Raw genomic sequence first — 12,906 nt, forward strand, 5'->3', positions numbered from 1 at the left:
ACTCGGTCCGTGGAAGCCCGACACTGACAAAGAAGCGAGTGGCCCAACGTCCACCATCCAGAGGCCTCGCGACCAACACCGTCACCCCCGCCCCAACACCACCGTCCCCGAAGAGCAGAACCATCCCCCCGTCCCAGAGGCCACTCCGAGGCGAGGCAACTCCCCCCGCTCAACAGTGACTTGCCGTGCACCTGCCTCTCCTCGCAGTTGCCTGACCGCCTCCACCAGCAAGAACAGCCCCCGCATACCCGGATGTTGGGCCGACAGGCCGCCGCCGTCCGTGTTCACGGGGAGTTCGCCGCCCTCCACCCGCAAGCGTCCTTTCTCCACGAAGGCGCCCCCTTCACCCTTCGCACAGAAGCCCAGATCCTCCAGCGTCACCAGCGTCATATAGGTGAACGCGTCGTAGATCTCCGCGAAGTCGATCTCCTCGGGGCGGACCCCGGCTCGTTCGAAGGCCAGTCGGCCGCTGACCGCCGCCGGGGAGACCGTGAAGTCGGGCCATTCGGACATTGAGGCGTGCGAGACGTGTTCTCCGGTGCCGAGTATCCAGACCGGTGCCGTACGGCAGTCCCGGACGTAGTCCTCGGCCGCCAGCAGGATCGCCGCTCCGCCGTCGGACCGTATGCAGCAGTGCAGTTTGGTGAAGGGGTCCGCGATCATCGGGCCGGAGAGGACGTCGTCGACCGTGATCGGGTCGCGGAACATCGCCTCGGGGTTCAGGGCGGCGTTGGCGCGGGCCTGTACCGCCACCTCGGCCAACTGCGCGACGGTCGTGCCGAATTCGAGCATGTGGCGGCGCGCGGCCATCGCGTACTTGGCGATCAGCGTGTGGCCGTAGGGGACCTCGAACTGGAGCGGGCCCCGTGCGCCGAAGGAGAGGTCGCCGGTTCTGCGGCCCGCCTTGATGTCCGCGCGGGCCGTCGAGCCGTAGACCAACAGCACGGCGTTCGCGTGGCCGGCCGCTATCGCGTCCGCCGCGTGCGCCGCCATGACCTCCCAGGTGGAGCCGCCGACCGCGGTGGAGTCGACCCAGGTGGGGCGCAGGCCCAGGTATTCGGCCACCTCCACCGGCGGCAGCGTGCCCAGGCCCGCCGACGCGAAGCCGTCCACCACGGTCCGGTCCAGGCCCGCGTCGGCGAGTGCGCGGCGGGCCGCCTGGGCGTGCAGGGCGTAGGGGGTCGTGTCGTCGACCCGTCCGCAGTCGGACAGTGCCACGCCCACCACGGCGACCTTGCGGCTCCCCGGTGTCATGAGGGGCCTCCTCCCTCTGTGCATATCGAGCCTGGACTCCTAATATGACGGACCGTCAGATCTGGAGGGAAGTGTCATGGACGCCAGCTTCACCGCCGAGCAGGACGAGATCCGCCGTACCCTCCGCGAACTGCTCCAAAAGCGGTGCGGTTCCGATGAGTTGCGTGCCGCCGTCGATACCCCTGCCGGACACGACCCCGCCCTCTGGACCGCCCTTGCCCAACAGCTCGGCCTGCCCGGGCTCGCCCTCCCCGAGGCCTACGGCGGTGTCGGCTGCTCGGCGACCGAACTCGCCCTCGCGGCTGAGGAGACCGGCCGTTTCCTGGCGCCCTCGCCGCTCCTCGCCACCGCCGTGCTCGTCGCGCCGCTCGTTCTGGAACTCGGCAGCGAAGCCCAGCGCGCCTCGCTGCTGCCCCGCATCGCCGCCGGGTCGATGACCGCCGCCCTCGCCGTACCCGGCACCGCCCTCACCGCCGCCCTCACCCTCACCGGCCCCAATGACGGCGAGTGGGCCGGCGGCGGGCGTGCGGGCGGGGTGCAGGCCAGGCGACTGGGCGACGGTGGCTGGCGGTTGTACGGGCAGGTCGCGCAGGTTCTCGACGGGCACAGTGCCCAGTTGCTCCTTGTCGCAGCCCATGCCGGCGGGTTCGCCCGGTCACGGACTCTCCTCTTCCTCGTCGCGGGGGACGCCGACGGGCTCGTACGGACCCGGCAGACCTCCCTCGACGCCACCCGGCCGCAGGCGCGGATCGAACTGCGTGATGTGGAAGGGGAGTTGCTTGGAGACGACGACAGTCCGCGGCTGCTGCGGGAGCTTTCCGCGCTCGGTGACACCGTTGCCGCCGTACTCGCCGCCGAGGCCGTCGGGGCCGCCGACCGGGCGTTGGAGCGGACCGTTCAACACGTCAAGCAGCGTGAGCAGTTCGGGCGGGCGATCGGGTCGTTCCAGGCGGTGAAGCACCGGCTGGCCGATGTGTATGTGCAGGTGCAGGCGGCCAAGTCGGCTGCCTACTACGCGGCTTGGGCCATCGGCAACGGGGAGCGGGTCGGTGGGCTCGCCCTCGCGCAGGCGCTGGAGGCCCTGCGCGGGGCCGCCGCCGAGGGGATCCAGCTGCACGGGGGGATCGGGTTCACCTGGGAACATGAGGCCCATCTCTCCTTCAAGCGTGCCGCCGGCGACGAACTGCTCTTCGGGCCGGTGCACCGGCTGCGGGCGCACGCCGCCGAGGGTGCGTGTCTCTTCGAGAGCCGTGAGGTGACGGTGTGATCGGTGTGCGGCTGGTGCAGAGGGTTTCGTCGACGCCCGGGTTCGCTCGCGTCGCCCCGCATGTCATTCCCGCTCTCGACCGGGCCGTGCACCGGCTGACGCGGGGGAAGGTGCTGCTCAGTGCGCAGATGCTGCCGGGGGTGATTCTGACCGCGAGGGGTGCGCGGAGTGGGCAGCGGCGCAGTACTCCGCTGGCCTGTATGCCGGTTGAGGACGGGTGGATTCTGATCGGGTCCAACTTCGGGCGCACGGGTCATCCGGCCTGGACGCGCAACCTGATCGTCCATCCCGACGCGGAGATCAGCTGGAAGGGCGAGGAGATCCCGGTCACCGCCCGGTTGTTGGAGGGCGAGGAGCGGGCCGAGGTGTGGAAGGCTGCGCTGGTCTTCTGGCCCCCGTACGCCGTGTACCAGGCGCGGGTCGACCGGGAGATCCGGCTGTTCCGGATCACACGCAGGGCAGGCGACGGTCCACCTGGGTGAACCGCCGCCCGCGAGACAGGACTTGGGACCTGAGAAGTCAGAACCTGGGAAACAGGAACCGCTACTTCGTCGGCTTCTTGCCGGTCACGCCCAGGTGGACCAACAGCGCCAGGTTCGGCTTGAGTTCAGCCTGCTTGACGCCCCACGTCTGGAAACCCTTCTGGTGCGAGGCGACCGCCGCGAGCATCGCGACCAGTGAGCCGGCGACCGCCGCCGGGTTCACGTCCTTGTCGACCCTGCCCTTGGACTGCAGTTCGGCGACCGCGTCCGAGAGAGAGTTGTTCACGGAGTTGAGGATCTTCATGCGGATCTTGTAGAAGCGTTTGTCGCCCTCGGCCGCTCCGAGGTCGACGACCCGCAGGATCGCGTCGTTCCTGCGCCAGAACTCCAGGAACCCGTCCACGAGTTCCTGCGAGGTCTGCCAGCCGGCCTTGCCGACCCATGACCGTCCGGCCAGCAGTTCGGTCAACTGCCCGCCCTCCGTTGCCATTTGCTCGGCGATTTCCAGGACGGCGCCTTCGACGTCCGGGAAGTACTGGTAGAAGGTCGCGGGTGAAGTCCCCGCCTTCCGGGCGACATCGATGACTTTGACGTCCCGGTAGGGGGAGGAGCTGAGCATCTCGCTTAGGCAGTCGAGCAGCTTCTGCCGGGTCGCCTGCCCACGCCGGCCGGCCACGCGGCCGTCGACGGTACGCACTTGTCCTGTCATGCCGTCAGCTTACCGAGGGGTGATCGGAGCGCGATTCGGCCGACTGCAAATGGGGTGCACGAGGGTCCGGAGGGTGGTGTGCCTGGTCTGCGGGGTGCGTGCGGCGCCGCTACTTTGACGGTATGGCCGAAAACAGGGCATCCGCGTACGGAGAGGGCGTCCCCTGCTGGGTGGACGCGCAGCTGCCGGACCTGGCTGCGGGCAGGCGGTTCTACGGTGAGCTCTTCGGGTGGACCTTCGAGGAGGCGTACGGCGGCTCCGTATGGGCCCGCAAGGACGGTGAGCCGGTCGCGGCGCTCGCCCACAAGGCGGACGGGCGGCTGCCGACCGTGTGGACGGTGTACTTCGCGACGCCGGACGTGGTGCGGCTGACCGGGCGGATCCGGGACGCCGGCGGGCAGGTGTTCATGGCGCCGATGCCGGTGGGGGAGCTGGGCACGGCCGCTCTGGCCGCCGATCCGGAGGGTGCCGTCTTCGGCCTGTGGCAGGCGGCCCGGCACCCCGGTTTCGGGCTCCGGCACAAGGCGGGCACCTTCGGCTGGGCCGAGCTGTACGCCCGCGACACGGAGACCGCGAACACTTTCTACGGCGGACTTTTCACAGACGCCCTGTTCGGACCGGAGGCCGTTCCCGACTTCGGGCGGGCGCCCGTCTCCGACGTCTTCCCGGTGGAGATGCCCCCGCACTTCCTCGTGCACTTCCGGGTCGAGGACATCACCGCTGTTCTGGGGGCCGTGCAGCGGCTCGGCGGGCGGCTTCAGGTCCCGCCCTTCGAGACGTCGTACGGAAAAGTGGCCGTCGTCACCGACAATCAAGGGGCGTCGTTCGCGCTGCAGCAACGCTGACACCTGGACGTTTGTCCGGAGATATGCCGAGACACCCCGATTAGTCGCCGGGTTCGCAACCTGTGGCCCGGCCAGGAAGAATCAGGGTGCGTGCCGCCATGGCGGTGCGGTGGTGAGACGCTGCACGGGGTCGCGTACATATGTGAGTGGCGTGGCCCGTACGGGGAGGTGGCAGGCAAGTGGTGGATCAGCTGACGCAGCACGATCCGCGGCGGATCGGGCCGTTCGAGGTGCTGGGACGGCTGGGCGCGGGCGGCATGGGGCTGGTCTATCTCGCGCGCTCGGCGTCCGGCCGGCGCGTGGCGATCAAGACCGTGCGGACGGAACTCGCCGAGGACCAGCTCTTCCGGGTCCGTTTCACGCGCGAGGTGGAAGCCGCGCGGGCCGTCTCCGGTTTCTACACCGCTGCCGTGGTCGACGCCGATCCCCGGGCGGCCGTGCCGTGGCTGGCCACCGCGTACGTTCCCGCGCCCTCCCTCGAAGAGATAGTGAACGAGTGCGGGCCGATGCCGGCCCAGGCGGTGCGCTGGCTCGCGGCGGGGGTCGCGGAGGCGCTGCAGTCCATTCACGGGGCGGGTCTCGTCCACCGTGACCTCAAACCGTCCAATGTGCTCGTGGTCGAGGACGGGCCGCGGGTCATCGACTTCGGTATCGCCTCCGGTGTGTCGAACACCCGTTTGACGATGACGAACGTGGCGGTGGGCACCCCCGCCTACATGTCCCCCGAGCAGGCCAAGGACTCCCGCAGCGTCACCGGCGCGAGCGACGTGTTCTCGCTCGGCTCGATGCTCGTGTTCGCCGCCACCGGACACCCTCCGTTCCACGGCGCCAACCCGGTCGAGACCGTCTTCATGCTGCTGCGCGAGGGCCCCGACCTCACCGGCCTCCCGGACGAACTGCGCCCCCTCATCGAGTCCTGTATGCAGATGGAGGCCACCGGCCGCCCGAATCCGGCCGACCTCCAGGCGCAACTCGCGCCCCACCTCTTCGGCTCCGGCTCCGACGACAGCGGTACGGCCTCGGCCTGGCTGCCCGAGCGCGCGGTGACCCTGATCGAGACCCGGCGCGGCGGACGCCCGCCCGTGAAACCGACGCCCACCGCCGGCCGCAGCGGCGGTGGCCGCGCCGCCGTACCGCCGCCGCCCTCCCACGACCCCGTCGTGCCCGTCCCGGTCGGCGCCCCCGACACCGGGCCCGTACGGCTGGCCGGCGCGCCCGTGCCGATCGGCCCCGGCCCCCGGGTCGCCGACGCCCGCGCCGCCGCCGTGAAGGCACCCCCTCCGGAGGCCGGCCTCGTCGCCTCCTGGTCCCGGCCCCGGCCCGGCGTCAACGGCACCGACGCCGCCGTAGGACCCGCCGTACCCGCACCGCCGCCGCTGCCCCCGGAAACCGCCTCCGGCTGGCGCCCCTGGCGGTTCCGCATGTCGAACGACGTGTGGGGCACCCCGACCGTCGCCGGCGACCTCGTCTACGTCACCTCCTTCGAGGTGCACGCCCTGGACGTGCAGACCGGCCGCCGCTCCTTCAAGACCCGCGACGTCGCCTGGTCGATGGCGGTCGCGGACGGCCGTATCCACGCCTCGGACGGCCCCACCCTCTTCGCCCTGGACGCCCGCGAGGGCGGTGACCTGTGGCGGCTGTCCACCGAGGCCTGGGTGTACTCCCTCAAGGCCGACCGCGGCACCGTCGTCACCGGCACGCGCGGCGGAGGGGTGCAGGCCTGGGAGGCGGCCACCGGGCAGCAGCTGTGGCAGCTGACCGGCGCGCAGACCGACTTCGAGTCCCCCGAGGCGGGCCCGGCGCTGCACGACGGCACCGTCTACGTGTGGCAGGACGCCCGGCTGCGCGCCCTCGACGCCCGGACGGGCGAGGAACGCTGGGCGTACCCGATCGGCGACGCGGCCTCCTGCGGGGGCGTACCCGTACGGGTCACCGCCGCCCCGGACGGCCACGTCTACGTCGCCGCCGGCACCCGCGTCCTGTCCGTCGAGGTGACGAGCGGCCGGGTCCGCTGGCACTTCGAGGCACCGGCGGTCTTTCTCTGCGCCCCGACCTTCGCCCCCGGCCCGGCGGTCACCGGCGGCGGCATCTACCTCGCCGACTACCTCGGCACGGTCTACGCTCTCGACGCCGCCGACGGCCGCGACCGCTGGCGCATCGCGACCGAACCGCGCGCCTCCATCGAACCGGTCCTGGTCGCCGCCGGACACGTCCACGTCGGCAGCGGCAAGGGCCTGTACACGCTCGACGCGGTCACCGGCACCCCCAAATGGCGCTTCCAGGCGGGCGGCGACATCGTCGGCGCCCCCGCCGTCGCCGAGGGCCGCATCCACTTCGGCTCCACCGACCACCTCCTCTACACCCTCAAGGCCGACGACGGCCGGCTCCGCTGGAAGCTCGCGACCGGCGGCGAGATCACCGGGGCGCCCGTCGTCCGGGAGGGCGTCGTGTACGCGTGCAGCAAGGACCGCTGCGTGTACGCCCTCGACGCGGAGAAGGGGACGGGCACCGCAAGGACCGCGTGAGCGGCGCCCGTTGGGGTCGGTAGCATGAACGGATGCAAACGCGGGGGCGCAGGCTCAAACTCACGGCGGTACTGGCACTGACGGTTCTCACCCTCACCGGCTTCTCCACCGGGCGGCACCACAGCGGCAGCCGGCACCGGAGCGGTGGCGGTGGGGGCGGGTGCAGCAGCTCCAGCCAGGACCACGACACCTCGACCAGCACAACGGGCGGTTCGTCGGGCGGCAGTTCGTACACCCACCGGCCCGACTACCGCTCCACACCCACCTCCACGTCCTCCACGGGCAGCGGCGGCAGCAGCCTCCAGGACGGTACGGCGAAGCTGGTGAGCTGCGCGACCGCGAAGAAGCAGTACGCGACGGTCGAGGTCAGCAACCCGAACAGCCGCAAGGCCACCTTCTCCGTCGACGTCACCTTCAAGGACGCCCAGGACAACGAGGTCGACTTCAACTACGCGGACGTCAAGGTCCCGGCGAAGGGCACGGCGACGGTCCGGGTGCGGGTGCTCGGCACCTCCACCCCGATCGACCACTGCGAGGTCGACCCCAGGGCGACCCCGGGGACCTGACCCTCACCGGGTCCCTCACCGGATCCGGAACTCGCCGCTCCGCCGCCCGGCGAACAGCTCCGCCTGCCGTTCGTCGGGCAGATTCCCGAGCGCGATGAGCGGCGGCGCCTGCGCATACGCCTGCGCCCGCGCCGCCTCCTTCGCCGCCCACAGCGCCCGTACGGTGCCCTGGACACCCTCGGTCGGATACCCGGCGATGACGACTGCACAGGCCACGGCGGCCTCCAACGCCCCGCCAGGAGGGGCGAGTTCGGACACGAGCCCGATGTCGTGGGCGCGCTGCGCGGAGATCCGCTCCGCCGTCCCCATGAGCATCATCCGCGCCACCTCGCCGTACGGCATCCGGTGCGCCATCAGCACCGACTCGTACGCGCTGACCATGCCGTAGGTGGTGTGCGGGTCGAAGAACACGGCGGTCGGATCGGCGACGACGAACTCGCTCTCGCCCAGCAGGTAGAAGGCCCCGCCGCAGGCCATCCCGCACACGGCGGAGATCACCGGCTTCCACAGGTCGTTGGCCTTCGGCCCGATGTTGAGCAGCGGATCGTCCTGCATATAGGGCGAGTTGGGCTGCGGCACGACCGCGTCCCGGTCGAGTCCGGTGCAGAAAGCCCGCTCCCCGGCTCCGGTGAGAACGACGGCCCGTACGGTGTCGTCGAACCGGAACTCCCGCCATACGGCGCCCAGTTCGGCGGCCGTGGCGAGGTCGACGGCGTTGAGTCTGTGCGGCCGGTCCAGGGTGACGACGGCGACCCCGGTGTCCTTGTCGGCGGCGATCCGGAGCGTCATGGCCGCTCCAGAACCCACTGCGGAAGCCCGTCCGCGTCGAACACGACCTGCACCCGCGCCCCGATCCGAATCCGGCTGGGGGAGAGGGAGTTGAGGGCGGCCCCGGCCTCACTGACGAGGTTCCCGACCAGCCTGATCCGCGGGGCGTCGACCAGTTCGACGACGATCACGTTGTACGGCGCGACGGCGGCGTAGTCGGGCAGCAGCGGCGGATGCGGGAAGACGTACGACCAGACCCGACCCCTCCCGCTCACCTGCCGCCACTCGCTCGCGAAGGACTGGCAGTGGGGGCAGCAGGGGCGGGGCGGGAAGCGGGGTTCGGCGCAGTCGGCGCAGGTCTGGACGCGGAGTTCGCCTTGACGGGCGTACTGCCAGAAGGGGGCGCCGTCGGTGTCGGTGACGGGAGTGAGCATGGCGGTCAACTCCTCGTTTCTCTTCACTTCGTGAGCAGCAGGGCGGAGGTGGGGACGCCCTCGCCCGCCGTGACCAGGCAGGTGGCGGCGTCCGGGACCTGGGCGGTGCTGGTGCCGCGCAACTGCCGTACGCCCTCGTTGATCAGGTTGAAGCCGTGGACGTACGCCTCGGAGAGCCCGCCGCCACTGGTGTTGAGGGGGAGTTGCCCGCCGATCTCGAGGGCGCCCCCTTCGGTGAAGGCACCGCCCTCCCCTCTTCCGCAGAAGCCGTAGCCCTCCAGGGAGAGCGGGACGAGGGCGGTGAACGCGTCGTAGATCTGGGCGACATCGACGTCCTGCGGGGTGAAGTCGGCGTGTTTCCACAGGTGTCGGGCGGCGGTCCAGGCGGGGCCGGTGAGGGGGTCGTCGTTCCAGTAGTTGACCATGCCGTGGTGCTGGGCGGGGAGGCCCTGGGCGGCGGAGTGGATGTGGACCGGGGTGCGCCGGCAGTCCCGGGCGCGCTCGCGCGAGACGACGACACAGGCCAACGCCCCGTCCGTCTCAAGGCAGTTGTCGAAGAGGCAGAGGGGTTCGCTGATCCAGCGGGAGGTCATGTACATCTCGCGCGTGAGCGGGCGGTCGTACATGATCGCGGCCGGGTTCTGGTTGGCGCGGTTCCGGCAGGCGAGGGCGACGTTGAAGAGATGGTCGCGGGTGGCGCCGTACTCGTACATGTAGCGGCGGGTGAGCATGGCTATTTCATCCGCCGGCCGGAGGAGCCCGAAAGGGCGGGTCCACTGGGCGGGGGTGGGGAGTTGGCGGTCGGTGTTGGTCCAGGGTCTTGCCCCGCTGCCCCGCTTCCGTGACCGCCAGGCCACCCCCACGGTCGCCTGCCCGGCGGCGATGGCGGTGGCGAGATGGGCGACGGTGGCACAGGAACCGCCACCCCCATAGCCCACCTTGCTGAAGAAGGTCAGGTCCCCGAAGCCGACCGCCTTCGCGAGCTCGACCTCGTCGGTCTCCTCCATCGTGTAGGAGGCGAGGGCGTCGACCTCGCCCGGGGCGATGCCCGCGTCGTCGAGCGCGGCGAGTACGGCACGGCAGGCCAAGGTCCGTTCGTCCTCGGGGAGTTGCTTCGCGAAGGAGGTCTGTCCGATGCCGACGATCGCGGTCGCGTCCTTCAGTCCGGCCATGCGCTGTCCGGCCATTCTCCGTGCACCTCCGCGTGACACCCGGGGAAGCTGACAGGGCGTCAGGCTACAGCTAATCTGACGGGCAGTCAGCTACTGGGTACAGGGAGGCCGTTCATGCGCGGAGACGAGGAGTGGGGCAGCATCCCGGGCCTGGTCCGGTCGGCCGCGGAACGGTACGCGGACGCCGAGGCGGTGGTCGAGGGCCGGACGCGTATCTCCTACGCCGAACTGGGCGCCCGGGTCGAACGCGCGGCGGCGGCCTGTCTCGCCGCCGGTGTCGAGGTCGGCGACCGGGTCGGCATCTGGGCGCCGAACTCGCTGGACTGGATCGTCTCGGCGCTGGGCGCGGTGTCGGCGGGCGCGGTCCTGGTGCCGCTGAACACGCGCTTCAAGGGGACCGAGGCGGCGTATGTGCTGCGCGGCAGCGGGGCGCGGCTGTTGTTCGTGACCGGGACGTTCCTGGGGACGTCGTACGTTGCGTCGCTGCGCCGGGCGGCGGGGGAGGGTGCGGGCGACGGCCCGCTGCCCGGGCTCCCGGCACTGGAACAGGTCGTGGTCCTGGCCGACGACGCGCCCGCCGACTTCCGCACCTGGAAGGACTTCCTGGCGGGTGGGGAGGGGGTGGGGGAGGAAGAAGTGCGCTCGCGGGCAGGGGAGTTGGACGGCTCGACGGTCTCCGACATCATCTTCACCTCGGGCACGACGGGCCGCCCGAAGGGCGCGGTGATCACGCACGCGCAGACGTTGCGGGGATACGAGATCTGGAGCGACCTGGCCGGTCTGCGGCAGGGCGACCGCTACCTGATCGTGAACCCGCTCTTCCACACCTTCGGCTACAAGGCGGGCGTGATCGCCTGTCTGATGCGGGGCGCGACGATGATCCCGCAGCCGGTGTTCAACGTGGACACGGTGCTGGCGAACATCGCCGCCGAACGCGTCTCCGTCCTCCCGGGCCCGCCCACCCTCCACCAGTCCCTCCTCGACCACCCGGCCCGGGACGCGCACGACCTGTCCGCGCTGCGGCTCGTGGTCACGGGCGCGGCGGTGGTGCCGTTGCGGCTGGTGGAGCGGCTGCGGGGCGAACTGGGCGTGGACACGGTCCTGACGGCGTACGGCCTCTCGGAGGCCAGCGGCATCGTCACGATGTGCCGGCGCGGGGACGACCCGTCGGTCATCGCGTCGACGTCGGGCCGCGCGATCCCGGGCACGGAGGTCCGGGTGGAGGCGCCGGTCGGCTCCCCGGGCGAGGTGCTGGTCCGCGGCTTCAACGTGATGCGCGGCTACTACGAGGACCCGGCGGCGACGGCGGAGGTCCTGGGGGAGGACGGCTGGCTGCACACGGGTGACGTGGGCGTCCTGGACGCCGACGGCAACCTGCGGATCACCGACCGGATCAAGGACATGTTCATCGTCGGCGGCTTCAACGCGTACCCGGCGGAGATAGAGCAGCAGCTGGGGCTGCATCCCGACGTGGCCGACGTGGCGGTGATCGGCGTACCGGACGCACGGCTCGGGGAGGTCGGGACGGCGTACGTCGTCCGGCGGCCGGGGGTGACTCTGACCGCCGACGACCTGATCGCCTGGGCCCGGCGCGAGATGGCGAACTACAAGGTGCCGAGGGTGGTGGAGTTCGTGGGGGAGCTGCCTCGGAATGCGAGCGGGAAGGTGGTGAAGGGGGAATTGCGGGGGTCGTGACGCGCCAGGGCGCGCGGTATGGTGACGGGTATGGCAACGAAGAAGTACACCGTCACGCTGCCGGAAGAGCTTGCCGAGGAGATTCGGCGGGAGGTCGGGAGCGGGGGGTTCAGCGCGTATGTCACCAAGGCCATAGAGCGTCAGCACGAGCGGGATCGGCTGGGGGAGCTGGTCGCGTGGATGCAGGAGGAGAGTGGTGGGCCGCTCACCCCGGAGGAACTGGCGGCGGCGGAGGCCGAGCTGAGCGATGTCGAACGCCAGCTCGACGGCCCTGCCGCTTCCGGGCAGCACGAGCTTCCGATGGCGGGCTGAGTGGCACTCGACTGTTTGGTGCTGGACAGCGAAGGACTGTCGCGGGCGGCGCTGCGGGATCGCGGGATGACGGCGCTGCTGGCAGCCGCTCACAAAAAGGGGCTTCGGGTGGTGACCAGTTCGATGACCCTGATCGAGGCCTACCACAGCCACGTCCGGCGTGAGGCCTGGAGCTGGGTGACGTCCCGCATCGTCGTGGAACCCGTGACGCGGGAAGTCGCCGACGCCGCGATCAGCCTTCTCAAGGACACCGGCCTGCACGGACACAAATACGCCATCGACGCCGCCCTCGCGGTCATCGCCGGACGTCAGCCGGGCGGAGCTGTGCTGTACACGTCCGACGTGGACGACATGCGGAAGCTGTGCGCGGCGCGGGTGGCCGTCAGAGGCCTGTAGGGCCCCGACCCCGGACACACATCGGCCGCAACGGCTCCCCCTCGGTGCCGTTGCGGCCGATCCCCCGTGTGGTCGAGCTGGTCAGACCGGCTCGTCGGTGGCGTGCACGTTGTCCGTCGTCGCGTCGCCGTCCTCGGCGAGTACCGCGGTGAGCGGCTCGTCCGTGGCGTGGACGTTCTTCACGGTGACGGGCCCGATCGTGGCGTGGACGTTGTCCGGGGTCACGGTGGTCGGCTCGTCCGTGGCGTGGACGTTGTCGGTGCTGTTGTCGTCGCTCATCTCACTGGCTCCCCTGTTACGTGCGGTGATTGGGCGGGATCCGCCCGGCAACTCCCCCGAGGATCGCCGGACGGATCCGTAGGGGCCGGTACACCATAGATGTCCGGCCACCAGCCGTTCCGTCTGCCCCCCGACGCGACGGCCCGGCACATCCGAGAGTGTCGAACCGCGATAAACGAACGATGAACGACCCTGCCGGCGA

The 12,906-nt window shown here is 70.8% G+C and carries 14 protein-coding genes; 8 read left to right on the forward strand and 6 right to left on the reverse strand.

The window, feature by feature from the left end; translation table 11 throughout:
* Positions 1 to 81: 81 nt before the first annotated feature.
* Entirely contained in the window at positions 82 to 1,254 is a 1,173-nt protein-coding gene (locus ACWDEW_RS47215) for a thiolase C-terminal domain-containing protein (protein ID WP_450522312.1), read from the reverse strand.
* 76 nt (positions 1,255 to 1,330) lie between these two features.
* Between ACWDEW_RS47215 and ACWDEW_RS47220 the strand changes: the two genes are divergently transcribed.
* A complete protein-coding gene (locus ACWDEW_RS47220) occupies positions 1,331 to 2,521 on the forward strand; it encodes an acyl-CoA dehydrogenase family protein (protein WP_450522314.1) in 1,191 nt (396 codons plus the stop codon).
* Positions 2,518 to 3,003: a nitroreductase/quinone reductase family protein gene (locus tag ACWDEW_RS47225; protein WP_450522316.1), complete on the forward strand. Its 486-nt coding sequence runs from the start codon at positions 2,518 to 2,520 to the stop codon at positions 3,001 to 3,003. The genes ACWDEW_RS47220 and ACWDEW_RS47225 overlap by 4 nt, the downstream gene beginning before the upstream one ends.
* A 61-nt stretch (positions 3,004 to 3,064) precedes the next feature.
* On the opposite strand, the gene ACWDEW_RS47230 is transcribed toward ACWDEW_RS47225, so the two are convergent.
* Complete coding sequence (locus tag ACWDEW_RS47230; RefSeq protein WP_019075507.1) at positions 3,065 to 3,700, reverse strand: TetR family transcriptional regulator; 636 nt, start codon at positions 3,698 to 3,700, stop codon at positions 3,065 to 3,067.
* Between the two features lie 134 nt (positions 3,701 to 3,834).
* Here ACWDEW_RS47230 and ACWDEW_RS47235 point away from each other — a divergent pair, with 134 nt between their 5' ends.
* The 3 genes from ACWDEW_RS47235 (at position 3,835) to ACWDEW_RS47245 (ending at position 7,648) form a co-directional block, all read left to right on the forward strand.
* Complete coding sequence (locus ACWDEW_RS47235) at positions 3,835 to 4,557, forward strand: VOC family protein (RefSeq protein ID WP_450522318.1); 723 nt, start codon at positions 3,835 to 3,837, stop codon at positions 4,555 to 4,557.
* A 179-nt stretch (positions 4,558 to 4,736) separates the two neighbouring features.
* Positions 4,737 to 7,082 carry a serine/threonine-protein kinase gene (locus tag ACWDEW_RS47240; RefSeq protein ID WP_450522320.1) on the forward strand — a complete coding sequence of 782 codons (2,346 nt, stop codon included), beginning with the start codon at positions 4,737 to 4,739 and terminating at the stop codon, positions 7,080 to 7,082.
* Positions 7,083 to 7,114: 32 nt separating this feature from the next.
* Positions 7,115 to 7,648: a hypothetical protein gene (locus ACWDEW_RS47245; RefSeq protein WP_450522322.1), complete on the forward strand. Its 534-nt coding sequence runs from the start codon at positions 7,115 to 7,117 to the stop codon at positions 7,646 to 7,648.
* 15 nt (positions 7,649 to 7,663) lie between these two features.
* Here the strand turns inward: ACWDEW_RS47245 and ACWDEW_RS47250 are convergent, their stop codons facing one another.
* Genes ACWDEW_RS47250 through ACWDEW_RS47260 form a run of 3 tightly spaced genes read right to left on the reverse strand, consistent with a single transcriptional unit; the run spans position 7,664 to position 10,022 of the window.
* A complete protein-coding gene (locus ACWDEW_RS47250; RefSeq protein WP_450522324.1) occupies positions 7,664 to 8,437 on the reverse strand; it encodes an enoyl-CoA hydratase/isomerase family protein in 774 nt (257 codons plus the stop codon).
* Entirely contained in the window at positions 8,434 to 8,850 is a 417-nt protein-coding gene (locus ACWDEW_RS47255; RefSeq protein ID WP_450522326.1) for a Zn-ribbon domain-containing OB-fold protein, read from the reverse strand. The genes ACWDEW_RS47250 and ACWDEW_RS47255 overlap by 4 nt, the downstream gene beginning before the upstream one ends.
* 23 nt (positions 8,851 to 8,873) lie before the next feature.
* Positions 8,874 to 10,022 carry a lipid-transfer protein gene (locus tag ACWDEW_RS47260; protein ID WP_450522357.1) on the reverse strand — a complete coding sequence of 383 codons (1,149 nt, stop codon included), beginning with the start codon at positions 10,020 to 10,022 and terminating at the stop codon, positions 8,874 to 8,876.
* Between the two features lie 114 nt (positions 10,023 to 10,136).
* Here ACWDEW_RS47260 and ACWDEW_RS47265 point away from each other — a divergent pair, with 114 nt between their 5' ends.
* The 3 genes from ACWDEW_RS47265 to ACWDEW_RS47275 all read left to right on the forward strand — a co-directional run bounded on the left by ACWDEW_RS47265 (position 10,137) and on the right by ACWDEW_RS47275 (position 12,425).
* Positions 10,137 to 11,717, forward strand: a complete 1,581-nt coding sequence (locus ACWDEW_RS47265) for a FadD3 family acyl-CoA ligase (protein ID WP_450522327.1) — start codon at positions 10,137 to 10,139, stop codon at positions 11,715 to 11,717.
* A gap of 30 nt (positions 11,718 to 11,747) precedes the next feature.
* Positions 11,748 to 12,029, forward strand: coding sequence for a hypothetical protein (locus ACWDEW_RS47270; protein WP_450522328.1), 282 nt, complete (start codon positions 11,748 to 11,750; stop codon positions 12,027 to 12,029).
* A gap of 66 nt (positions 12,030 to 12,095) precedes the next feature.
* Positions 12,096 to 12,425 (forward strand): hypothetical protein, encoded by a 330-nt coding sequence (locus ACWDEW_RS47275; protein ID WP_450522359.1) that lies wholly within the window; start codon positions 12,096 to 12,098, stop codon positions 12,423 to 12,425.
* Between the two features lie 81 nt (positions 12,426 to 12,506).
* Here ACWDEW_RS47275 and ACWDEW_RS47280 read toward each other — a convergent pair whose 3' ends face one another.
* Positions 12,507 to 12,704 carry a hypothetical protein gene (locus ACWDEW_RS47280; RefSeq protein ID WP_450522329.1) on the reverse strand — a complete coding sequence of 66 codons (198 nt, stop codon included), beginning with the start codon at positions 12,702 to 12,704 and terminating at the stop codon, positions 12,507 to 12,509.
* Positions 12,705 to 12,906: the final 202 nt, after the last annotated feature.

Source organism: Streptomyces sp. NPDC001100 (assembly GCF_053598575.1).